This is a genomic window from Bordetella sp. FB-8 (genome assembly GCF_000382185.1).
Classification (GTDB): domain Bacteria; phylum Pseudomonadota; class Gammaproteobacteria; order Burkholderiales; family Burkholderiaceae_B; genus Bordetella.
In genome coordinates this window covers 2,222,711-2,244,763 of sequence record NZ_KB907784.1, presented here as the reverse complement: position 1 = coordinate 2,244,763, position 22,053 = coordinate 2,222,711, and the positions used below count along the sequence as shown (strand labels likewise).

The window sequence follows — 22,053 nt, the reverse complement described above, 5'->3', positions numbered from 1 at the left end:
TTTACAATTCCATGAAATATTGACAATCTGTACAAAATTATTTGACAAAACCATGGATCTCGCCGCCCTGACCCTGCTGGTAGAAATCATCGACAGCGGCAATCTGAGCCAGGCCGCGCGCAAACTGAAGATGACGCGGGCCAACGTCAGCTATCACTTGGCTCAGCTGGAAAAAACGGCGGGCGCGCAGCTCGTGCGCCGCACCACTCGCCGCGTCGAACCCACGGAAGTGGGCATGCGCCTGTACCAGCACGGTCTGTCCATCCGCAACGAGATGCGCGCCGCACACGAGACTATCGCCAGCCTCAGTCTGGGCTTGCTGGGGCGCGTGGGCATCAGCGTGCCCAGCGGCTACGGGCAGATGGTCATGGGCGACTGGCTTATCGAGTTCAAGCGCCTGTACCCTGGCATCGTGCTGGACGTGCTGTTCGAAAACCGGGCCGACAACCTGCGCGACGAGGTCGACATCGCCATCCGCGTCATGCCCGAGCCGCCCGCCTCGCTCGTGGCCCGCAGCCTGGGCGAGGTGCGCTACCTGGCCTGCGCCTCGCAGGACTATGCGCACCGGCAGGGCCTGCCGCGCACCTTGCAAGCCCTGCGCGACGCACCGCTCATCACCTCCGGCGTGATGGGGCGGCAGTTGCGCCTGGCCGCCTACCTGGGTGCGGAGCGTCACGAGGTCATGCTCGAACCCACGCTGATCTCGGAGCACTTTCCCTTCCTGCGCCAGGGCATCCTGGCCGGCCTGGGCGTGGGTCTGGTGCCCGACTACGTGGTGCGCGACCGGATCATCGCGGGCGAGGTGGCGACCACGCTGGACGAATACCGCTTGAGCATCTTCGGCACGCGCATGTACCTGCTTTACATGCCGAACCGGCACCAGACCCGGGCGGTGCGCACCTGCATCGAATTCCTGCTGGAGAAAGCCAGCGCGGACGCGCGGTAAAGCCGGGCAAGGTAAAATCATCGACTAGGCAATTTGCCCGAACGCAATATCGTCCGGTCGCCATCGCCATTCCCATAACGATCCACTTCTTCCACGCCCCCGGGATCAACACCCGTCACGGCGCACACCATGCAAGAAACCACACTCTCGCGCCCCGGCATCAAGGCCGGCGGCAAGACCAAATCGATCCAGGGCGTCAAGCACGGCGAATCCGTCGTCTCGACCGCCTCCACGGCCACGGGCGGCGCGCCCAAAAAGGTATACATCCGCACCTTCGGCTGCCAGATGAACGAGTACGACTCGGACAAGATGCTCGACGTGCTGCGCGCCGAGCACGGACTGGAACCGACCCAGACGCCGGAAGAAGCCGACGTGATCCTGTTCAACACCTGTTCGGTGCGCGAGAAGGCGCAGGAAAAAGTCTTCTCCGACCTGGGCCGCGCCAACCAGCTCAAAAAGGTCAATCCCAACCTGGTCATCGGCGTGGGAGGCTGCGTGGCCAGCCAGGAAGGCCAGGCCATCGTCAAGCGCGCGCCCTACGTGGACGTGGTGTTTGGCCCGCAAACCCTGCACCGCCTGCCCGAACTCATCGACAAGCGCCGCGCCCTGGGCGCCTCGCAGGTGGACATCAGCTTCCCTGAGATCGAGAAGTTCGACAACATGCCGCCCGCGCGCATCGAGGGCTCGACGGCTTTCGTCTCCATCATGGAGGGCTGCAGCAAGTATTGCAGCTTCTGTGTGGTGCCCTATACCCGCGGCGAGGAAGTCTCGCGGCCCTTCGAGGACGTGCTGATGGAAGTGGCGGACCTGGCCGACCAGGGTGTGAAGGAAGTGACGCTGCTGGGCCAGAACGTCAACGCCTATCGCGGCAAGATGACCGAGGTTGGGACAAACGGCGGCGAGATCGCCGATTTCGCCACGCTGCTCGAATACGTGCACGAGATCCCCGGCATCGAGCGCATTCGTTATACGACCTCGCACCCCAAGGAAATGACCCAGCGCATGGTCCAGGCCTATGCCCGCCTGCCCAAGCTGGTGTCCTTCCTGCACCTGCCGGTGCAGGCCGGCAGCGACCGCGTGCTGGCTGCGATGAAACGCGGCTATACCGGACTGGAATTCAAGTCGGTGGTGCGCAAGCTGCGCGCCGCACGGCCCAATCTGACCTTGTCCTCCGATTTCATCGTGGGCTTTCCCGGTGAAACCGAGGAAGATTTCGAACAGACCCTCAAACTCATCGAAGACGTGGGCTTTGACACCGCCTTCTCCTTCGTCTATTCGCGCCGCCCCGGCACGCCCGCCGCCGACCTGCACGATGACACGCCGCAGGACGTCAAGCTCAAGCGCCTGCAGCGCCTGCAGGCGCTCATCAACGAACAGGCTGCCGCCATCGCGCAAGGCATGGTCGGCACACGCCAGCGCATCCTGGTCGAAGGCCGCTCGCGCCGCGACGACCAGGAACTCATGGGCCGCACCGAGAACAACCGCATCGTCAACTTCGCGGGCACCGCCCGGCTGATCGGCCAGATGGTCGAGGTCGTCATCACGCACGCGTATCCCAACTCGCTGCGCGCCCGTGTGGCCGACGTGGACACGACGCAATGAGCACGGCCCGCACATCGGCAAAAAAGGCCCGCTCGATGCCCGTCGTGGTCAACCTGGACGGCGACAACACGCACCTGTCCAACCTGTGCGGCCCGCTGGACGAAAATCTGCGCCAGCTGGCCCACGGCATGGGCGTGCAACTGGCGCGCCGCGGTAGCCGCGTCATGCTCGAAGGCGCGCAGGCCCCGCTGGCAGCGCGCGCGTTGCGCCGCTTCTTCGACCAGGCCACCCATCGGGTCCTGTCCGTCGACGATATACAGCTGGGCCTGGTGGAAATCGGCATGAACCGCCCGTCCGGCGTGCCGGACGTCGACCCGTCCGAGACGCATGCGGCAAACGGGGCAGGCGCAAACGGAACCGATGGCATCGATCTGCCACCCGCTGGCGAGGACACAGGCTTTGCCCTGCGCACACGCCGCAGCGACCTGCGCCCGCGCACCCCGCGCCAGCGCGACTACCTCAACCAGATCCTCAAGCACGACATCACCTTCGGCGTGGGACCGGCCGGCACCGGCAAGACCTGGCTGGCGGTAGCCTGCGCCATCGACGCGCTCGAACGCGAGACCGTACAGCGCCTGGTGCTCACGCGCCCCGCGGTCGAGGCCGGAGAACGCCTGGGTTTTCTGCCTGGCGATCTGGCGCAAAAGGTCGACCCCTATCTGCGCCCGCTATACGACGCGCTCTACGACCTGATGGGCTTTGACAAGGTGCAGAAGCTTTTCGAGAAACAGACCATCGAGATCGCGCCGTTGGCCTATATGCGCGGGCGCACGCTCAACCACGCCTTCGTCATCCTGGACGAGGCGCAGAACACCACGCCCGAGCAGATGAAGATGTTCCTTACCCGCATCGGCTTTGGCAGCAAGGCGGTGATCACCGGCGACCCCTCGCAGGTCGACCTGCCGCGCGGCCAGCAAAGCGGCCTGACGCACGCGCTGCACGTGCTGGAAGGCGTGCAGGGCATCGAATCGACCCGATTCACCAGCCGCGACGTGGTGCGTCATCCGCTGGTGGCGCGCATCGTCGATGCCTACGAACAGGCCTGCGCCGATGAGCAATAAGCGGGGCGCGCCCAAGCAGGCCGCTGAGCCAGGAGCCGCGTCGCTCGCCCTTGCCGTGCACTACGCCGCCCCCGAGCCGCGCCTGCCGCGCTGGCGCCTGCGCCGCTGGGCCGGCTACGCTCTGCAAACCGCGGCGGCCGACGGCCTGACCGATTTCGCGCGCGTCGAGCTCAGCCTGCGCCTGGTTGGCCTGGCCGAAGGCCGAAGGCTCAACCGCGATTTCCGCGGGCGCGACTACGCCACCAACGTGCTCACTTTCGAATACGGCGTCGACCCCGAAGGCGCTGCGCGCGGCGACGTCGTCATCTGCGCCCCGATACTGGCGCGCGAAGCGCGCGAGCAGCGCAAGCCGTTCCTGCACCACGCCGCCCACCTGACCATTCACGGCGTGCTGCACGCGCTGGGTTACGACCACCTGAACAAACACGACGCGCAGCGCATGGAAGGCCTCGAAATCCAGGCCCTGGCACGCATCGGCATCGCCGACCCCTACATCACCGCGTAAACGCGGACACAGGCCGGTAACCGCATTCGGTTATGCTGTCGGCTCCGAAACTTGTCCATCCGGACGATGTCAGACCCATACCCTGCTGCCGACGCGAACGCGCGTCCCGCCAAAGCCTCCGGCAAGTCCCTGATCGATCGCGTGCTGTCCCTCGTGCGCCGCGAGCCCGAAGATCGCGAAGGCATCAAATCTTTCCTCGAAGCGGCCCACGAGCGCAAGCTGCTCGATGCGGAAGCCTACAGCATGATCAAGGGTGCCCTGGCGGTGTCCGAGCGCACCGTGGCCGACATCATGGTGCCGCGCCCACGTATGGACCTGCTCGATGTCGCGCAGTCCCTGCCGCAGCTGCTGGCTACCATCATCGAGACCGGCCACTCGCGCTTTCCCGTCTACGAAGACGACCGCGACAACATTCTAGGCATCCTGCTGGCCAAGGAGTTGCTGCGCTGCATGCTCGAGCCCGACCTGGACATACGCGCGCTGCTGCGCCCGGCCATGTTCATCCCCGAGTCCAAGCGCCTGAACGTGCTGCTGCATGATTTCCAGCAGGGCAGCATCCACCAGGCCATCGTCATCGACGAGCACGGCGGCATCTCGGGCTTGGTCACCATGGAAGACGTGCTCGAGGAAATCGTCGGCGACATCGAAGACGAATTCGACGAGGACGATGAAGAGTCCATCTTCCCCGAGGGCGAGAACCAGTGGCGCCTGATGGCCTCGACGCAGATCGACCATTTCAACGAGGTTTTTCGCACCAGGCTGCCCGACGACGATTACGACAGCGTCGGCGGCTGGCTGGGCGGCCAGCTCGGCCGCATCCCCAAGCGCGGCGACAGCGCCACCTACGGCGACCTGCGCCTCGAGGTCATCCGGGCCGACGCGCGCCGCGCGCTATGGCTGCGCGCACGCCGCTTGCCGCCGACCCGCTCCGCCCCAGCCGATAACGCCATCGCATGAACACCGCGTCGCGCCGGGGCATCGGCCTGAGTCTGCTGCTGACGCTTGCGGCTGCGGCGCAGGCGCTGACCTTCGCCCCCGGGCCCTTGCCCGACGGCGCGCTGGCCCTGGTACAGGTGCTGACGTTGGCCGTGCTCGCCCGAGCCACTCTGCGCAGCGCCGGCCCGCGCCAGGCCCTGCTGCGCGGCTGGTGGTACGCCACCGTTTACTTCAGCATCGGCTTGTACTGGCTGTACGTCAGCATGCACGACTACGGCGACCTGTCCGCGCCGCTGGCTGCCGGCGGCGTGCTGATACTGTCGGCCTTTCTCGCGCTCTTTCCCGGAGCAGCTTGCGCGCTGGCGCGCAGGCTGCTCGCCGACCCGACACAGGCGCCTTGGCGCGCCATGCTGATCTGGGCCGCCGCCTGGACCCTCTTCGAATGGCTGCGGGCCACTGTGCTCACTGGCTTTCCGTGGCTGAATATCGGCTATGCCCAGGTCGACAGCCCCATTGCGGGCTGGGCGCCGATACTGGGCGTGCACGGCATGGCCTTCGTCGCCGCCGCCGCGGCGGCGGCCCTGGCCGGACTCTGGCCCTCCCGCGGGTCGGGCCGGCCCACGCGCGGCGCCCTCATCGCCCTGGCCCTGGCCTTGGTCCTGGCGCTGCTGGGCTGGCCGCTGCGCCACATTGCCTGGTCGCAGCCGGTAGGCCGCCCCCTGAATGCGCGGCTGGTCCAGGGCAACGTCCCCCAGTCGGACAAATTCAATCCCGCCCTGATACGGCAGGGGCTGCAGCGGCATTTCGAGCTGGCCGGACTGCCGCCCGCCCACGGCGAACCCGCGCCGGATGTGATCATCCTGCCCGAAACCGTGCTGCCGGTCTTCCAGGACCAGCTCCCGCCGCAAGTCTGGAACGGCTGGCGGGACGTGGCGGCGCGCCAGCATGCCGCCATCATCATGGGCGTGCCGCTGCACACCATCGAAGCCTCGGGCCGCGCGCGCTACACCAACAGCGCCATCGGCCTGAACGCCGATACGCCGCTCGATGCCCTGCTGCGTGGCCGCACCGAGCAGCGCTACGACAAGCGCCACCTGGTGCCCTGGGGCGAATACGTGCCGCCGGGCTTTCACTGGTTCATCCGGATGCTGAATATTCCGCTGGGCGATTTCGACCGCGGAGCGGAGCGCCAGAAGCCCTTTGCGATCGCCGGCCAGGAACTGGCCTTGAACATCTGCTACGAAGACCTGTTCGGCCCCGCGCTGCTGCCCGCCCTGCAGCCCATGGACGGCGAGCCGGGCGCCACCGTGCTCGTGAACATCAGCAACTTGGGCTGGTTCGGCGATACCTGGGCCCTGCGCCAGCACTTGCAGATAGGCCGCGTGCGCACGCTAGAGACGGCGCGGCCCATGATCACCGCCACCAACACCGGCATCACCGCGGCCATCGACGCGCACGGCCGCGTGGTTTCGAGGCTGGCGCCGCACACGATCGGCGTGCTGGCCGTCACCGTGCAGGGCATGCGAGGCCTGACACCCTACGCACGGCTCGGCGACCTGCCGATCGTACTTATCGTCGCCGCGATTCTGCTCGCCGCCGCGGCATGCGCGTGGCGGCGGCAACGCTCAGCCCCTTGACGGCCGCGTTTGCAGCGCCTGCGCGTGGGGCGCCGCGAGGCGCGGCGTTCCGGTCGAAACCAGGTCGGCCCACCTGGCTTGCACGCCAAAAAAAACTCGTGCATAATCTCGTTTCTTCGCCAACGGCAAAAACCGAAACGAAGCCGCGGGGTCGAAAAATCCGGCGCGCAACGTAGGCACCGGGGGTATAGCTCAGCTGGGAGAGCGCTTGCATGGCATGCAAGAGGTCAGCGGTTCGATCCCGCTTACCTCCACCAGTCGAAAGCGAAGAGCGTAGTAAAGTGCTGGTACGTCCGTGTCCCTATCGTCTAGAGGCCTAGGACATCACCCTTTCACGGTGAGTACCGGGGTTCGAATCCCCGTGGGGACGCCAATCGATATCGCCAATTTCGATTGATCTGCCAGCATCCACTGCATAGTGACGCAATACCGCTGCGGAGCGGTAGTTCAGTTGGTTAGAATACCGGCCTGTCACGCCGGGGGTCGCGGGTTCGAGTCCCGTCCGCTCCGCCAAAAGCTTTGCTGCACTACCCAAGCTTAAGCCCCGAGAAATCGGGGCTTTTTGCTTTTCTGCGTCGGAATAACGCCCGTGCGCGGAGGCGATGGCATTACCCCGCGCAAGAGCCATTCTACCTGGGGAGTGTGCTAAATCTGTGCTGACCTTACAGCACCCTGCCCTTCATCAGGCCCGGCTCCCTCTAACCCGCCACGCCGCCCGAGCGATCACGGCCACAGCCGCCCACACCGCCGTGCCTTGCGCGAAGTCGATCAGGTACGCATCGAACTCGGCGTAATCCCGGCTGTTGGGCATGTAGAAGGCGGCGGACACGATCATGCCGAATAGTAGGCAAACACGCATACAGCCTCCTTGAGGTTAGGAGGCGGACGGTATCATCACGGGTTGAAGCAGGGCTTTCGCTTCGTCTGATAATGCACGCGCAGGCCAGAGAATAGGCTTTAGGCTGCTAGCACCCGCCTGAGGGTCGGACTTACGTGATGGATGAAGGTGGAACCGTCCAGCGTTCTTACGGCCTTTACGTGCCCATAAATCTCCAGGAAATAAATTGCATGGTCCACCAATGAATGGGGTTGGCCGGTTGCTGCTGCGATTTCGGCTGCTTGAGTAAGGCCGTTGTTCACAATGCGTAGACTCACCTGAGCCACTAGGTCTTGCTCTGCACTCCCGAGCACCATAGACACGCCATGGTGCTCAATGCGGGCGTGGTACGGCCCTGGCCCTAAGTGCCTCAGCAACTCGATATAGCCTTGATGCGCGAGGACTTCCAAACTGTCTGACACCAGAGGCTCGTCCAGTTCGTATTCGGCTGCGGCGGCCAAAATCGCTGACGGCGAAACGTATTCCCTTCCTTGAGTTAGAAATGTGTCGAACAGCACCTTCAGCACAAAGCGGTCGGCAGTAGTAAGACCTCCAATATCGGGCAGCGCAGCGCTTTTGACGTAGCTCGGGGTCGCACCGATGGGAGGCTTTGTGGTGTGTCCAAAAACCGCATCTACAACTCTACTGAGACAGCCGCTGAAGTCGCTCACGTCCTTCACGGACTCCCATACAAGCGATCGGAGGGCTTGCGGGACTTCGCAGCCGTCCAAGACGATAGGGATGATCTTGGTCCCTTTCTCGATACGCTTAACGACGGCGGCATTGAGTTCCTCTCGGACCCAGGGCTTCGCCACGCTGGCATTAGAGAGAATGATCAGAACTGCCGAAGCATCTTTCAGTCCCTCTTCAAAGATTTTATCGACCAGACTATCGCCAGGAAGCATCTCCCATCTGTCCACCCATGCGTCTATCCCTCGCTCCAGAAGCGCAGTAGCGAAGGGAATAACGAAGCGCTGTTTGTCTTCGCTAGCGTGGCTGACAAAGACTTTAGGTGCGGCAGAAGTGGTTTGCATGATCGCCTTGCCCCTTACTCATCTGTGGCTGTCACAAGCAGCTTCCACGTGTGCGGCTTCCTCTCGCAGTTTGCGCATGGTGGAAGGGTCTCGCACTCCCGATTGATCACATCCTCATAGCCACATGCTTGGCACTTGTAGATTCCAGGACTGGACGGCCTCGTCCCCGGTTTCCGCTCAACCTTATATTTGTCCGGCTTATCAGTTTTGCGGACTGCCTTTTCATTCTCATAGAACGCCATAAAACCTCCTAAAGAGCGGGCACAAGCAAGAGGGCATCTCTCGCTCCTTTATGCGGGTAATCGGGCTTTAAGGACAGTTCTAGCTCAATACCCATGGGGGTTATTGTGTTCCTGTAGAAAATGATTCGCACCCTTTTCTTCATCACAATATATGGGCCTGTTGGCGAAAGGACACACAATAGAAGGTATATGAAGCCCTATATTGCGATAAGGGGCGGACCAAATTTTGATGTAGTCATCCGTGGGGTTCGCCCCCGCGCCGCGCCCTGGCTTTCCCCCGTGGCGGCCCTCCCGAGAACGCGGCAGCGTCGGGGAGAGGGCAGCCTGCCCGATCACCATCCCAGCAACATGCACACCAGCGCCTTGACGTGCTGATAGGCGTCCTGCGCTACGCACTGGCCCAGCCATCCGAGCACTACCCACACTGCTGCCTCTACCTTGCCCACGGCCATCTCCCGTTAAGTTGACAGGCGGATTGTCCCGGCATGCGGTGGGCGGTTCCTCTTGTGGGTTCTGCGCCTCATCGTGCTTGTGTGGCCCCCGCTGTCCGAATTACGGGCCACGATACGAGCGGCAGAGCGAGATGCGCGTACAGGCTCATTAAGGTATACCTGTGTGATCCATGCAACGGATGGCGCGTAGCTGGCTCAACAGGGTTGACTGTATGTGAGCCATGCGGCATTATTGATCCACATACCCTATTGATCCATGAGGACTAGCATGAGCCAGCAACCCCGCAAGCTGTACTACGGTCGCATCAGCACCACGGACGGACAGAGCAGCGCAAGCCAGCACGAGGATGCCAAGGCGCATGGCGTAGGCCCCAAGGACGTGTTCATAGACGAAGGCGTGTCGGGCTATCACGTCGCGCAGCTGGATCGTCCGCAATGGGCCAAGGTCGAGCATGACCTACGACACGGCGGGACGTTGATCGTCCGCTGGCTGGATCGGATCAGCCGGAACTACGACGAGCTGCATACGACCATGCAGCGCCTCATGAAGGCAGGGGTACGGGTCGAATGCACCCTGAACGGCATGGTTTTCGATGGTGCTGCGACTGACGCCATAGCCAAGGCCACGCGGGACGCCGTGCTGGCGTTCATGGCCGCTCAGGGTGAGGCCGACTACCTCAATCGGCGCGAAATGCAGGCCCGTGGGATCGCTCTTGCTAAGGAGCGAGGGGGATACATCGGGCGGGAGCGTGAGCATTCCTATGAGGACATTCGCAACTGGCGGGCTGAACACAAGGCATCAATTAGCCAGACCGCTGAACATTTTGGTATCGGGGCCGCTACGGTTAAGCGGGCGATGGTCGGGGGGGCAATCGTCCGGCACGAGGACATGTTCCTAGACTTTATCCAGAAGCACGGGGTAGGGAAAAATGACCACGTGGCGTCTTCCCCTAAGTCCTACGTGAGTTACTTGCGCGCCGTAGCGCGGCTGTTGGGTCAGGACATCACGCCAGCACTGCTGTGTGCCGTGGCTGATGTAGACCGCATCGCTTCCCAACTAGAAGGACAGCGAGAAGCTAAAACCATCAGTAACTACAAGTCAGCCATGAACCAATACGCGGAGATGGTTAAAGAGTACGGCCTGTCAGCATGACAGCGACCCGCCATCAACGGCCTGTCTGGAGTGATCCGGGCGGGCCTTTTGTTTTCTGTCGCCTAGACGACATACCCCACGGGCAATTACGTCCTGCTAATTGACACAACACGCGCCGCCCTTGGCTCGTGCCGTCGCACCTTCAAGGAGGCATGCCCAGCCACGGGGCCGAAGGCTGACCAAGCACCAGCGCACGCTATCCCGCAATGATCCGGCCTACGGCGAAGCCCTGCGCCAGCGTGTAGCCGATCCTGCCCGCTGGGATGCCTTCATGGCTGGCGAGTCCTGGTACATCGGCAAGGTCTGTCAGCGATGCAGCAGCCAGCGCAGGCGTGTCCGTTGCTGCGGCTGCTATGACTGCCTGCTGTCCCGTGGCGTCAAAGCCTGGGGCTTGATGCAGCAGGGGATCATGCCACCGGCCCAGCGTTCCCGCGACAGCTACCTGGATCGCCTGGAGCGTGCAAAGCGTGAGAAGTCCGGCGAGTACACCGAGTTCATCTCCGGCGCGTTCACAGCGCGTTCCTACCCCACTGGGCGGCTATCCCTGGCCTGCCCTACCCACCACATCAACAACCCCGATCTAGCCAGCCTGGACAGCTCTACGGTCTTCGCCTTGGCGGAGAGATTCCCGGACGTTCAGGAGGTATTGCGCTGGGCCGGGTGGATTGATTGAAGGCAGTCTATGACCGCCGCAACCTAACAAGGAGACACATGCCGAGCAAATACGAAATGGAATACATCGCGCCCTGCAACGGGACGACATCCATCACATCCGCTTGCTACCAATGCCAGCAAGAACGCCCTGCGCGAGTTCGGGCCGCTTTCCTCTCGAAAGAGATGCACGACGCAGTAGAGGCTGCCAGCCGAGAGGCCCCAGCCCACACACGCAGCGGCCCGGCTATCGCAATCCCATAGAAGGCCCGCCCCATCGGGTGAGCCGCTTTAACAACAATCAAGGAGAACACACATGCAAGACTCAAACGAACTGCACGGCGTCCGCGCCGCTGGAATGCTGACAGACGGGCAAGTGGCCCAAGCTGATTACCACCTGCGGGGTGCTGTTGCCCGCGCTGCCAGTGTCGGCGCACACGGCGCTACGCGCACGGTTGCTACATCGTTCGCCATCGTGGACGAGAACGCGCCGCCCTCGCAGCGATACAACCGCGTGACCATCAACCACGCTCATGCCCAGGTGCAGGACACGGCAAGCACGCGCCGTACTGCTGCAAGTCGAGGAGGACGAAGGCTAGAGGTAGCGCCATCACTAGCCGGGCGGGCGTATCCGTCCCGGCGTACCTCCATGACATCAACGCGGCAACTTGCCGCCCTACAAGCCACATACACGCCACGCATCCATGAAGACTCACGAACATTGCACCGCCCGCAGCAAATCCTCCAACTCGACCACGCACCCCGCCATTACCGTCTACATCAGTGAGAGCCGATGGGACACGGCGGGCGGAGTAAACGGGCCGCTGCCCTGCGTAGTCGGCCTTGTTAACGAGGGGTTCCGCATCGTCGTCGCTGAAGTGCTGACCTTTGCGGCTGGCACGCCCGCGCAGTGCCGCACGTATCGCTTTACCTGCTGCCCGCCCACCGCACGGCGGTATCTGTGGGTACGGCGGCTTCAGTGCCTCGCAGAGCGCCTATGCTGCGGGTCTATGGAAGTAGACGAGGAGAACAGGGAGGTAGGCCAGATCGGCGGCATGCTGGAGATTGCGTAGCGCGTACTGGCCTGATATATAAACCGCTCAACTCTCGCGGAGGAAATACAAAAATGAAGAAGTCATTGCTTTGTGGCTTGTTGCTGCTTGCCGGTTGTACCTCTATCAACGTCAAACCCCTTGCCCTTGATACCGGCGCAGCGCCTAAGCATGTCTGCATCCAATACAACCCGGCTGTTGCCGTTAACGACTTCCTCAGCGTGGTAACGGCGGGCTTCGAGCGGCATGGCATAAAGGCCGACGTGTACAAGGACAACACGCCGCCAGACTGCCAATACACCATGACTTACACCGCGACCCGCAACTGGGACATCGTTCCCTACATGAACCACGCCGAGCTGCACATCTTCAAGGATGGGAAGCAAGTAGCCGAGGCCGAGTACACACACCACGGCGGGTTTGCGCTGACCAAGTACGCCAGCAACGAGGAAAAGATGACCCCAGTGATTGACGAGCTGCTGGCGGGGATCAAGTAGACGGCCACTCGCCCGCTGATTCTCGTGCTTCAGGCCGCACCTTCGGGTGCGGTTTCAGCTTTTATGCCTGATCGTTTGAGCCAGTGATGCCAGTGGGTACGAGAGCCGCCGTAGTCGTCGCCAGGCACGCCCGATTCGTGACCCGTGATTGCGCTGTACCGTTCTATGTCCGGTACTGCACTGGAATAATATGGGCTGAGCGCATATAACCGCTGCAACTCGTACACCGAGGTAAAAATGAGAATATGGGTAATCGCTCTGCCGCTGCTTCTAAGTGCATGCGTAACAGGCCAAGTCGTACCAGTGGGGAAAGATAGCTACTCGCTGAGTGCCAGTCGCTGCGGCATCTGTGAGCCAGTGCAGGGATATGTCATCGAACACGCCAGCGCGTACTGCGAATCCATCAACAAACATTTGGTGATCCGCTCCATCAACGCGGATAGCAGGCAGCCCATGTTCCCTGGCAGCGCCACAATCTTCTTTTCGTGTTTGAACGCCGATGATCCGCAGTACCAAGCCCCGCAGATGCGCAAAGACAATGGCGTGACCACCATCCAAGTTCAATGAGTGGAATTGCCATGAACCTGCGGCCAAGCTGATCGACCGCTGGCAATGGATCGGAGCGACAGTTTGCCGCCCGAAGAAGACCGCCACCTAACCCAGCTTGTCCACCAAGCTGCCCACGTCGAGGTGCGTGTACCTGTTGAGCATCGCCAGGGACTTGTGCCCTGTGATCCGGGACACCTCAATCACGTTAAGCCCGCGCTCAAACAGGCGGCTCGTGGCCTCGTGGCGCAGGTCATGGAATCGCAGATCAGGAAAACCCAGGCGGCGGCATGCCCGTAAGAACGCCTGAGTAAGGCACCGCCCCGTGATCTTGAACAGCGGGCCACTATGCCCCTCCGGCAGGGCCTCTATCCACTCGGACAGCAGAGCGTGCGCCCGTGTCGATAGCGGTATGGTCCGAGGCTCCCCGTTCTTGGTCTTAGGCAGCAGAACGGTACGCTTGTCCAGGCGCACATGATGCGGCTGTATCCCCAGCATCTCCCCTCGTCGCATCGCGGTTTCAACAGCCAGCGGGACTATTACCTTCAGCTCGACCGAGGCCGTGTCCTCGATAATGGCCTGGACCTCATGCTCCGGGACACGCCGCTGGCGTCCTTCCGGCAGCTTAGGCCGTCGCGTGCTGGGGATGCCCCTGGGCAGCACAAGGCCCCACTCCTCGACTGCGATCACGTAAGCCCGGTGCAAAAGGTTCAACTCATGCACAACCGTCTGCGGGGCGCGTACGCGGCATCTGGCAAGCTGATACTCCCGGAGGTGGGTAGGCGTAAGGTTGGCCGCGCCGTAGCCTCCTAGCGCCCTCTTGAGCGTCCCAGCCCGCTGTCCGTCATCCGACCCGGACGCCTTGTGTGCGGCCTCCTCCTTCACGTAGCGGTCTAGCAGTTGTGCCACCGTCATATCCTGGGTAGCTTTGTCCGGGGCCGCGAACAACCCCCGGTGCATGTCGGCCTCGACCTGGACGCCCCAGGCGACTGCCTCGGCCCGGCTCGGAAACGACTGGGTTTGTGTGGGGAAGCCTTTACGGCGGACTTGGCACTTCCAGGATGTGCCCTGCTTGCTTACCGTTGCCATACGATTCCTCGAAGAATCGCCACCGCAGTGTGCTAAAAATGGGCTATCCAGGGGTGCAGTTGGTTGGAGGAGCGCGGCCTGCAAGGCTGTGCGACGATTGGAAGCCGCGCCTGTCACGCCGGGGGTCGCGGGTTCGAGTCCCGTCCGCTCCGCCAAAGCTTTGCTGCATCACCAAGCTCAAGCCCCGAGAAATCGGGGCTTTTTGCTTTTGTGCGCCGCGCTGATGCAGCGTATGAACGCGACGGCATTCCCTGTGCGAAGAGGAAACTAGACCACAACGGTCACGTTGGGCCACTGCTCGGCATACCGCTTGGCGTGTATCCGACGGTGGTATTGATCAAGACGGGCGCGCGTCGGATTATGGCGAACGGTCATTGAAAACAGATCGTCCAGCCCCCAGGGCGCCACGATGTCGAGCCAGCCGTTGGCCTCAAGCCGGACAGCCACGCAGCTTGCATATTCCGGCCAGGTGGCGATTGCCTCCTCGACGCTCGACAAAGGCGCAACGGCGAAACCGAAATGGCGTTCGTACCAAAGATGCACGCCCGCCTGATTGACGACCTCCCAAGGCGCATCGGGTTCGATCCGCCGCAGCCTGGCAAGGTACGCGGACTGGGAAGCGACGGAGAGATCGGTTCCGTCGAAATAGGCAACGTCGACATCACCACGCATCGTCCATTGTGAACGGCCATGCAGCGCATCCCAAACCAGGGAGCGCACCGCTCCGGCACCCACGCAACCCTGCGGCAAGGCGGCTGCGCGCAAGGCACGCAGAATCGCCATGAAAGACGCGTTGGCCGCCAGGATGCGGCGCAAATCCCGAGAATGGTCCGTCGGCATCTATGAGAATGGTTTTTTGAATTTGATCCACGACGAGTGTATACAACACGGACAGCCGCGGAGAATGCATGCCTTCGAAATCCACGTCCAACGGTCTGGCATTCCGGCCCGCAGACCCGCGCGATTGCGCCCATCTCGTTCTTTTCGCGGACATGGCCACACGCCGATTGACCTCGTACCTGTGGGGGAAAATGGCCGCGCCCGGTCAATCGGCGTTCGAGGTCGGACGCAACGTCATCCGCAACGACCAGACCCACTTCACCCATTTGCGCAATTGGCGCGTTGCCGAGGACGGCGACAAAATGGTCGGTGCCGTAAACGGCTATATCATTCCGCAACCATCCTGCTTTGCGGTAACGGCTGACCAAGCCCTTGCGCCATTGAATGAATTGAAGGCCATGGCCGCCGGAACCTGGTACATTTCGGCGATTGCCGTCTACCCAGAACATCAGGGCAATGGCCACGGGAAGTCATTGCTGGCGCACGCGCAGCGTCTCGCGCAGGCAGCGGGCAGCAAGCATCTGACACTCATGGTCGGCAGTTTCAACACGCAGGCCCATGATCTCTATCGGAAAACCGGATTCAGGGAATGGGACAGGCGGGCCTTCACCGCATTTCCCGGTTCGGATGAACCCGGGCAATGGATCCTGATGGTCAAGGATTTGGCATAGGGACCGCCCGGGCGGCTGGACAGTCCCGCCGGCTCCGGCCAGGGTCTCGCGCATCGCTTCAGACTCAATTAAATTATTTATAGAAATATACTTATTACTATTTATAATTTAAGATCATCCCGATTGCCCCGCCGTTGCAGGCGCTTCCTTGCAAACGATCCCCGGCGCGGCCATGCCGCTGGCCGCACCATGGCAGCCACAGGATTGGATCTACGATCTACACACGCGCCTGAATGCGCCCGGCAGGTAAACCCCTCGTTCATTCCAGGAGCTAGATCATGAACTCGAGACTGCGCCGCGGCTCAAGCCTCATTGCATTGACTGCAGGGCTGCTTGCCGCCGCGCTGAACCTGGCGCGCGCCCTGCCGGCTCACGCCGACGGCCTGCCTCCCATCTTAAATACCCTCAAATCGCAGGGCGTATCCGTGATTGCCCCCCTGCCTGCGCCGCCCAATATGTCGGGCTGGGCAGCCCGGGTGGGTGGCCGCCCAGTGGCGCTGTACGTCACGCAGGACGGCAAATACGTCGTCGCTGGCACGCTTTTGGACCAGGACGGCCGCGACCTGACCCACCATGCCCTGTTGACCGCGACCGACGGCGCAATCTCGCCTACGTTCTGGCAAGCGCTGGACCACGCCAACTGGATCGCCGATGGCAAGGCACAGGCACCGCGCATCGTCTATGTGTTCACCGACCCCAACTGCCCGTATTGCTCCAAGTTCTGGGCTGACGCCCGGCCTTGGGTCCAGGCGGGCAAAGTCCAGCTTCGACACGTCATCGTCGGCATCCTGACCCCTTCCAGCCCTGGCAAGGCGGCCACCATACTGAACGCCGCCGATCCAGCCCAGGCCCTGCGCGACTACGAAGCACGTCAGACCGCGCATGTCGACCAGGAAATGGCGCAAGGCCATCCGCGCGCGCTCGAAGACCCCGGGCTAAAGCCGCTCGACCCCATTCCCGCCCCCATCAAAGCCAAGCTCAATGCCAACCTCGTGCTGATGCAGGCGTTGTCGATGCAAGCCACGCCGGGGTTCGTGTGGCGTGACGCCAAGGGACTCGTGCACGCACGCACCGGCATGCCTGCGAGCCTGATGCAGGACGTCATGGGCCCGAAACCGGACTCGGCGGACGCGGCGGCGACAAAAGACTAGACATCGCCGTGGGTGCAGCCAACGCCGACGCGCGTTCGGATGCCGATACCGTGAAAGATTTTTGGCAGATGAATGGAATAAATCTTCACCCTGCGCTGTTCACTCCAATGAACCCACCCAACGGAGGCCATATGGTTCGCAAACTCACTCTTTCTATTCTGGGCGCCGCCGCCCTGACGATCGCCGGCCATGCGCTGGCCGCTCCCGGCATGACCAGCCATGGCGTGCTGGTCGGCGCCAAGGGCATGACCCTCTACACCTTCGACAAGGACACCGCCAACAGCGACAAGAGCGTCTGCAACGGCAAATGCGCCGTCGCCTGGCCGCCTTTCATGGCGCCGGCCGGCGCCAAGGCCGAGGGCCCCTGGTCCGTGGTCACCCGCGACGACGGCAGCAAGCAATGGGCCTACAAAGGCAGGCCCGTGTATTACTGGGTCAAGGATAAAGCCGCCGGCGACAAGACCGGCGACGGCGTGGCGGGTGTCTGGCACATCATAAAACCCTAAAGCTGCAATGCCGTCCGCCGAGGGCGTGGAGCAGATTCTCGCCCACATCCCGGCGCTGCGCCGCTATGCCCGCCTGCTGGCGGGCGACGCGGCCGGCGCCGACGACCTCGTGCAGGACACGCTGGAGCGCGCCTGCGTCAAATGGTCGCTTTGGAAGCCGGGTAGTGCGCTGCGCGCCTGGCTGATGACCCTGATGCACAACCTCTACCTGAACCGCGTGCGCAGCCAGGGCCGCGACGACAATCACGATATCCTGGACGAAGCCTCGTCGCCGTACTACGAGCCGCTGGCCCTGGCTCCCGACCTGATGGACCTGGAGCGCGCGCTGGCGCGGCTCTCGCCCACGCTGCGCACCGTGCTGCTTCTGGTGAGCGTGGAGGAGTACACCTACGCCGAAGCCGCGCAGATCCTGCAGATCCCCATCGGCACGGTGATGTCCCGGCTGCACCGGGCCCGCGAGGCGCTGCGATTATCCCTGAGCGGCGCGGCCGATGCCGCCACGCCGCCCTCCCTGCATCTTGTGAAACGATGAACGAGACCGATGCCCCGATCAGCGATGACGCGCTGCACGCCTTCGTCGACGGCCAGCTCGATGCCGCACAAGTCGCTGCCGTGCTGCGACACCTGCAGCGGCACCCGGACGCCGCGGTGCGCGTAGCGCATTGGCACGCCCAGCGCATGGCGCTGCGCCGCCTGCATCGCGCCGCCGAGCCGGGCGCCACGCCCGCCGCGCTCACGCAGATCGTCACACAGCGGCGCCGGTCCCACGGGAACCCCTGGGCCCAGGCCGCCGCCGCGGTGCTGCTGCTCGCGACAGGCGCGGCCGGCATGCAGGGCTGGCGGCAGGCCGCGCGTGCGCCGGCCGCTCTGGCCGCCTCGGCGCCGCAGTTCGTGCAGGATGCGACGATCGCGTATGCGGTCTATGCCCCCGAGGTACGTCACCCGGTGGAAGTGCCGGCGCAGCAAGAGACCCATCTGGTCCAATGGCTCAGCCACCGCCTGGGCCGGCCGCTGGCCGCGCCCGATCTGCAAGGCCAGGGCTTTCATCTGCTGGGCGGCCGGCTCCTGCCGGGGGAACCGGCCAAAGGCGAACTGACCGCTGCCGACGACGCAACCCTGCAGGGCAACCCTGCTGCGCGCGCGCAGTTCATGTACGAAGACGCGCACGGCCGCCGCGTCACGCTCTACGTGGCAGTCTTCCCGCCCGATATCGCGCCGCGCGAGACTGCATTCCGTTCGGTCAAGTCCGCCGGCGGCACGGCCTTCTACTGGGTCGACCACGGCTACGGCTACGCCCTGAACGGCGACCTGCCGGCGGTGCAGCTGCAGCAGCTGGCCAGCACGGTGTACGACCAGCTGTTCCCGCGTTAGGGTGCCTCACGCAATGACGGCAGCAAACGCGCCTGAGTCGCCCTGGAAAGATTTGGAATAGATTCCGGTCAATACACTCACGTTCACATACAACCCTTTTCCAGGGCAAGGCTTACTCTGGCCTCAGGGAATATTCCCGACTTCGGAGACCCCGAAAACATGAACAAGAAAACCCTCCCCCTGCTAGCCTCGGCGCTCGCCCTGGCAGGTGCCCTGTCCGGTTGTATTGTTGCTACCGAGCCCGTCGCGGTGGTGCCTGCCGGCGTCACCTATGTCACACCCGTCGGCATGGCGCCGGGTGCCGGCTATTCCTGGCGTTACTACCCCCAACGCGGATGGGGATGGTGGCATCCGCGCCACGGCTGGCACGGCGGCTGGCACCGCCGCTAGGCATAACACCTAGGCCGCTTGAGAGTCCGCACGCAAGCGGCGTCGGTACCATAGCGTCCAGAGCATCAGGACGCCGTAGATCGCGTAGCTGACGAAAGGCGACACGACCAGAACGCGCTCGACGCTCAAGTGCCATACGAGCCAAAAGCGCAGCAGCATTTCCAATGTAAGCCCTGCTCCCCATGCGGCCGTCATCAGACGCAGGCTTTGGCGCAGGGCGGGACGCTCGGCCCAAGCCGCCTCGAGGCGCGCGATGCCGTCCTGCGTCTGGCGGGCCACGGTGGCGCGCGCCAGGTAGAAGATCAGCGGGCGAGGCAATGCCAGCGACAGCAGGAACGCCACGCCGAATAGGCCGGATGCGAACGATTCGCGGATCAGCAGCGCGCGCGTGCCGCCGCCCAGCATCATCGCGACAATCGACAGCACAATGCCGGCCAGCACGAACAAGCTCAGGAAATCGAGGCGACGCAGACGGATGAATTCGACAATGGACCAGGCGATGGGCGGGACTGCGGACGCGTAAAGCGCGCCAGTCTCACCATAGTGCGGCTGCGCCCAGCGATAGACGAGCCACGGCAACAGAAAGTTGACAGCGAGTTCGGCGAGAGTCCCGGGTTTGATTTTCATGAGAGATGAATATCCGTTCTCCGGGATTTTCGCCGGTTTCTCCGTACGGGTTCAAGCTGTGCGGAGAAACAGGCGAAGACAGGTCGGCCCCACGGCCGACCCGAGTTCAGTCGGCCGAGATGTGGGCGGCGGCGGCCACCTTCTTCCATTTGACCAGTTCGGTCTTGACCAGATGCTCGAGCTTCTGGGGCGTACCGCCGCTGGCCGTAGTGCCTTGCGCGCTGAACTGGCGCGCCACCTCGGGATCGTTCAAGGCATCGTTCAGCACCTTGTTCAGGCGGGCAACGACGGCAGCAGGCGTATTCGCGGGCGCGAAGAGGCCATACCATTCCTCCACGGAGACGTCGATGCCCAACTCCTTGAGCGTAGGCAATTGACTGAACAACGGCGAACGCTTGTCGCTCAGAACCGCCAGGCCCTTCACGCTGCCCGACCGAACCTGAGGCGCCCCGGTGAACATGCTGGGAAACATGACCTGCGTGGTGCCGGCGATCGTGTCGATCATGGCCGGTCCGGCTCCCTTGTAGGGCACGCCTTCCATCTTCGCTCCTGTCGACAGCTTGAACAGCTCTCCTGCCATTTGCGGTGCAGTGCCGGTACCTGCCGACGCATAGTTCAGATGCACGCCGGGCTTCTTCGAATAGGCGATAAGGTCCGCGACGGATTTGACCGGCACCTTGTCATTGACCACCATGAGCACCGGCGACGTGGCGACCTCGCCTATGGGTGCAAAATCCGTGACCGGGTTGTAGGGCACCTTGCGTATCGCAGGGTTGATGGCATGCGTGCCGATATAGCCGAACAGAATCGTGTAGCCGTCGGGCTTGGAGCGCGCCACATAGCCGCAGGCGATCGCGCCGTTGGCGCCGGGCTTGTTTTCCACCACGATGCTCTGACCCAGTTCCTGGCCCATTTTCTTGGCCAGGATCCGCGACATCGCATCGTTGCCGCCGCCCGGGGCGGTGGGCACGATGATGGTCAGGGGCCGATCGGGAAACGCCGCATGCGCGGTCCCCATAGCCATACCCGCCACACACGCCGATGCCAGCACTGCGGTCCATTTGAATTTCATCTCCTGCTCCTTTTTTTGGGGTTTCATAAAAATCAGGACGGTATGTATACCGTTCCTTGCATGATCTTTCTCGCGGTACGCACGACGCCGGCCCTGGATATGCGCGGCAGCCCGCCGGGCGTGTCGATTTCGATCGATATATCAAGACGGCCCGCGGGATGAAGCACCGATACACAGCCGTGGGAAAAGGGCGTGCCGTCGCCTAGCGCGCTCGACACGGTACCGGGCAGAACGAAGCTGGCCGCCACGCCGATCGCGCCCGTCACCGCGTGCGCCCGATGGCAGTTGTGCGGCGTGAAGTAACGCGAACGCACGGCCAGCCCGCCGCCTGCCGGACTGACCAGCACCGGCTTGGGCACGACGCTGTCTGCGACATCCCCCAGGCCCATGCGCCTGCCGGCCTCCAGGCGCAGCATCTCCAGGCGGCGCAGCAACGCCGCGTTGCCGTCCAGTTCCGGGGGACTCTCTGCTCCGGTCAGCCCCAGCGATGCGGCATTCACAATCATCAGCGGCATGGCCGAATCCAGACAGGTGGCTTCGATGCCGTCGATGATGTCGATGCGAGATCCGGTAGGAAAAAGCTTGCCGGTCAGGCTGCCCTGCGCTCCCTGGAAGTTGAGTATCACTGGCGCCGCGGCGCCCGGTACGCCGTCTATGCGGGTGTCGCCGTCGTACGTGACCTTGCCTTGCGGCGTTTGCACCAGCGCCTCGATCACCGAACCGGTATTGACATTGAAGATCTTGACGACGGTTTCGTCGCCGCGCGCCTGCACGAACCCGTGCTCCAGCGCGAACGGCCCCACGGCAGCGAGCATGTTGCCGCAATTGGGCCGGGTGTCCACCCGCTCGCGATCGACCGAGACCTGCGCGAAGAGGTAGTCCACATCGCAGTCGGGGCGGCTCGAGGGCGAGACGATCGCCACTTTGCTGCTCAGGGAGTTTCCTCCGCCCAAGCCGTTTATCTGCAGCTCATGGGGAGACCCCATAATCGCGACGAGCAGACGATCGCGCTCGGCGGGGTCGGACGGCAGCGCATCGGCGCAAAAGAACGGCCCGCGCGAGGTCCCTCCGCGCATCAGCATGCAAGGTATTTCATTTTTCATGCGGCCATGATGCAATTGGCCGAAAAATAAGTGAATTGCAAC

General features: G+C 63.2%; 23 protein-coding genes, 3 tRNA genes and 1 pseudogene. 20 read left to right on the top strand and 7 right to left on the bottom strand.

The window, feature by feature from the left end; genetic code table 11:
* Positions 1–52: 52 nt before the first annotated feature.
* The 9 genes from H143_RS0110815 to H143_RS0110775 all read left to right on the top strand — a co-directional run bounded on the left by H143_RS0110815 (position 53) and on the right by H143_RS0110775 (position 7,200).
* The gene (locus H143_RS0110815) at positions 53–946 is read left to right on the top strand and encodes a LysR family transcriptional regulator (RefSeq protein WP_019938263.1); all 894 of its coding nucleotides are present in this window, start codon (positions 53–55) and stop codon (positions 944–946) included.
* A 129-nt stretch (positions 947–1,075) separates the two neighbouring features.
* On the top strand, positions 1,076–2,548 hold the full coding sequence (gene miaB, locus H143_RS0110810) for a tRNA (N6-isopentenyl adenosine(37)-C2)-methylthiotransferase MiaB (RefSeq protein ID WP_019938262.1): 1,473 nt from the start codon (positions 1,076–1,078) through the stop codon (positions 2,546–2,548).
* Positions 2,545–3,609: a PhoH family protein gene (locus H143_RS0110805; protein ID WP_026349934.1), complete on the top strand. Its 1,065-nt coding sequence runs from the start codon at positions 2,545–2,547 to the stop codon at positions 3,607–3,609. The genes miaB and H143_RS0110805 overlap by 4 nt, the downstream gene beginning before the upstream one ends.
* Positions 3,599–4,114: an rRNA maturation RNase YbeY gene (gene ybeY, locus H143_RS0110800; RefSeq protein ID WP_019938260.1), complete on the top strand. Its 516-nt coding sequence runs from the start codon at positions 3,599–3,601 to the stop codon at positions 4,112–4,114. The genes H143_RS0110805 and ybeY overlap by 11 nt, the downstream gene beginning before the upstream one ends.
* Positions 4,115–4,180: 66 nt before the next feature.
* Positions 4,181–5,071: an HlyC/CorC family transporter gene (locus H143_RS0110795; protein ID WP_019938259.1), complete on the top strand. Its 891-nt coding sequence runs from the start codon at positions 4,181–4,183 to the stop codon at positions 5,069–5,071.
* A complete protein-coding gene (gene lnt, locus H143_RS0110790) occupies positions 5,068–6,687 on the top strand; it encodes an apolipoprotein N-acyltransferase (protein WP_019938258.1) in 1,620 nt (539 codons plus the stop codon). The genes H143_RS0110795 and lnt overlap by 4 nt, the downstream gene beginning before the upstream one ends.
* Positions 6,688–6,868: 181 nt before the next feature.
* Positions 6,869–6,944: transfer RNA gene (locus tag H143_RS0110785), tRNA-Ala, on the top strand.
* Between the two features lie 40 nt (positions 6,945–6,984).
* A tRNA-Glu gene (locus H143_RS0110780) sits at positions 6,985–7,060 on the top strand.
* A 63-nt stretch (positions 7,061–7,123) separates the two neighbouring features.
* Positions 7,124–7,200, top strand: a tRNA-Asp gene (locus tag H143_RS0110775).
* A 169-nt stretch (positions 7,201–7,369) separates the two neighbouring features.
* Here H143_RS0110775 and H143_RS22455 read toward each other — a convergent pair.
* Entirely contained in the window at positions 7,370–7,546 is a 177-nt protein-coding gene (locus H143_RS22455; protein ID WP_019938257.1) for a hypothetical protein, read from the bottom strand.
* A gap of 98 nt (positions 7,547–7,644) precedes the next feature.
* Positions 7,645–8,598, bottom strand: a complete 954-nt coding sequence (locus tag H143_RS0110765) for a TIR domain-containing protein (RefSeq protein WP_019938256.1) — start codon at positions 8,596–8,598, stop codon at positions 7,645–7,647.
* A gap of 962 nt (positions 8,599–9,560) precedes the next feature.
* Here H143_RS0110765 and H143_RS20450 point away from each other — a divergent pair.
* The 5 genes and pseudogenes from H143_RS20450 to H143_RS22450 form a co-directional block, all read left to right on the top strand.
* Positions 9,561–10,148 (top strand): annotated as a pseudogene (locus H143_RS20450) (recombinase family protein); the annotation flags it as partial.
* A gap of 418 nt (positions 10,149–10,566) precedes the next feature.
* Complete coding sequence (locus tag H143_RS0110750) at positions 10,567–11,118, top strand: hypothetical protein (RefSeq protein ID WP_155803375.1); 552 nt, start codon at positions 10,567–10,569, stop codon at positions 11,116–11,118.
* A gap of 682 nt (positions 11,119–11,800) precedes the next feature.
* On the top strand, positions 11,801–12,169 hold the full coding sequence (locus H143_RS0110745) for a hypothetical protein (RefSeq protein WP_019938252.1): 369 nt from the start codon (positions 11,801–11,803) through the stop codon (positions 12,167–12,169).
* A gap of 53 nt (positions 12,170–12,222) precedes the next feature.
* Positions 12,223–12,645, top strand: coding sequence for an Sbal_3080 family lipoprotein (locus H143_RS0110740; RefSeq protein WP_019938251.1), 423 nt, complete (start codon positions 12,223–12,225; stop codon positions 12,643–12,645).
* A 237-nt stretch (positions 12,646–12,882) separates the two neighbouring features.
* Positions 12,883–13,212 (top strand): hypothetical protein, encoded by a 330-nt coding sequence (locus H143_RS22450; RefSeq protein WP_155803374.1) that lies wholly within the window; start codon positions 12,883–12,885, stop codon positions 13,210–13,212.
* A gap of 87 nt (positions 13,213–13,299) precedes the next feature.
* On the opposite strand, the gene H143_RS0110730 is transcribed toward H143_RS22450, so the two are convergent.
* Positions 13,300–14,106, bottom strand: a complete 807-nt coding sequence (locus H143_RS0110730) for a site-specific integrase (protein ID WP_369751166.1) — start codon at positions 14,104–14,106, stop codon at positions 13,300–13,302.
* A 441-nt stretch (positions 14,107–14,547) separates the two neighbouring features.
* A complete protein-coding gene (locus H143_RS0110725; RefSeq protein WP_231378497.1) occupies positions 14,548–15,096 on the bottom strand; it encodes a nucleotidyltransferase family protein in 549 nt (182 codons plus the stop codon).
* 92 nt (positions 15,097–15,188) lie between these two features.
* On the opposite strand from H143_RS0110725, the gene H143_RS0110720 reads away from it, so the two are divergent.
* The 6 genes from H143_RS0110720 to H143_RS0110695 all read left to right on the top strand — a co-directional run bounded on the left by H143_RS0110720 (position 15,189) and on the right by H143_RS0110695 (position 19,209).
* A complete protein-coding gene (locus tag H143_RS0110720; protein WP_019938247.1) occupies positions 15,189–15,791 on the top strand; it encodes a GNAT family N-acetyltransferase in 603 nt (200 codons plus the stop codon).
* Positions 15,792–16,069: 278 nt separating this feature from the next.
* Positions 16,070–16,942 carry a thiol:disulfide interchange protein DsbG gene (gene dsbG / locus H143_RS0110715; RefSeq protein ID WP_019938246.1) on the top strand — a complete coding sequence of 291 codons (873 nt, stop codon included), beginning with the start codon at positions 16,070–16,072 and terminating at the stop codon, positions 16,940–16,942.
* A 131-nt stretch (positions 16,943–17,073) separates the two neighbouring features.
* Positions 17,074–17,448 (top strand): hypothetical protein, encoded by a 375-nt coding sequence (locus H143_RS0110710; protein ID WP_019938245.1) that lies wholly within the window; start codon positions 17,074–17,076, stop codon positions 17,446–17,448.
* A gap of 7 nt (positions 17,449–17,455) precedes the next feature.
* Complete coding sequence (locus tag H143_RS0110705) at positions 17,456–17,980, top strand: RNA polymerase sigma factor (RefSeq protein WP_019938244.1); 525 nt, start codon at positions 17,456–17,458, stop codon at positions 17,978–17,980.
* Positions 17,977–18,819 carry an anti-sigma factor gene (locus tag H143_RS0110700; protein ID WP_019938243.1) on the top strand — a complete coding sequence of 281 codons (843 nt, stop codon included), beginning with the start codon at positions 17,977–17,979 and terminating at the stop codon, positions 18,817–18,819. The genes H143_RS0110705 and H143_RS0110700 overlap by 4 nt, the downstream gene beginning before the upstream one ends.
* 159 nt (positions 18,820–18,978) lie before the next feature.
* Positions 18,979–19,209 carry a hypothetical protein gene (locus H143_RS0110695; protein WP_019938242.1) on the top strand — a complete coding sequence of 77 codons (231 nt, stop codon included), beginning with the start codon at positions 18,979–18,981 and terminating at the stop codon, positions 19,207–19,209.
* Between the two features lie 9 nt (positions 19,210–19,218).
* Here the strand turns inward: H143_RS0110695 and H143_RS0110690 are convergent, their stop codons facing one another.
* The 3 genes from H143_RS0110690 to H143_RS0110680 all read right to left on the bottom strand — a co-directional run bounded on the left by H143_RS0110690 (position 19,219) and on the right by H143_RS0110680 (position 21,990).
* Positions 19,219–19,836 (bottom strand): VC0807 family protein, encoded by a 618-nt coding sequence (locus H143_RS0110690; RefSeq protein WP_019938241.1) that lies wholly within the window; start codon positions 19,834–19,836, stop codon positions 19,219–19,221.
* A 106-nt stretch (positions 19,837–19,942) separates the two neighbouring features.
* Positions 19,943–20,908: a tripartite tricarboxylate transporter substrate binding protein gene (locus H143_RS0110685; protein WP_019938240.1), complete on the bottom strand. Its 966-nt coding sequence runs from the start codon at positions 20,906–20,908 to the stop codon at positions 19,943–19,945.
* 32 nt (positions 20,909–20,940) lie between these two features.
* Positions 20,941–21,990: a 4-oxalomesaconate tautomerase gene (locus H143_RS0110680; protein ID WP_019938239.1), complete on the bottom strand. Its 1,050-nt coding sequence runs from the start codon at positions 21,988–21,990 to the stop codon at positions 20,941–20,943.
* Positions 21,991–22,053 lie beyond the last annotated feature (63 nt).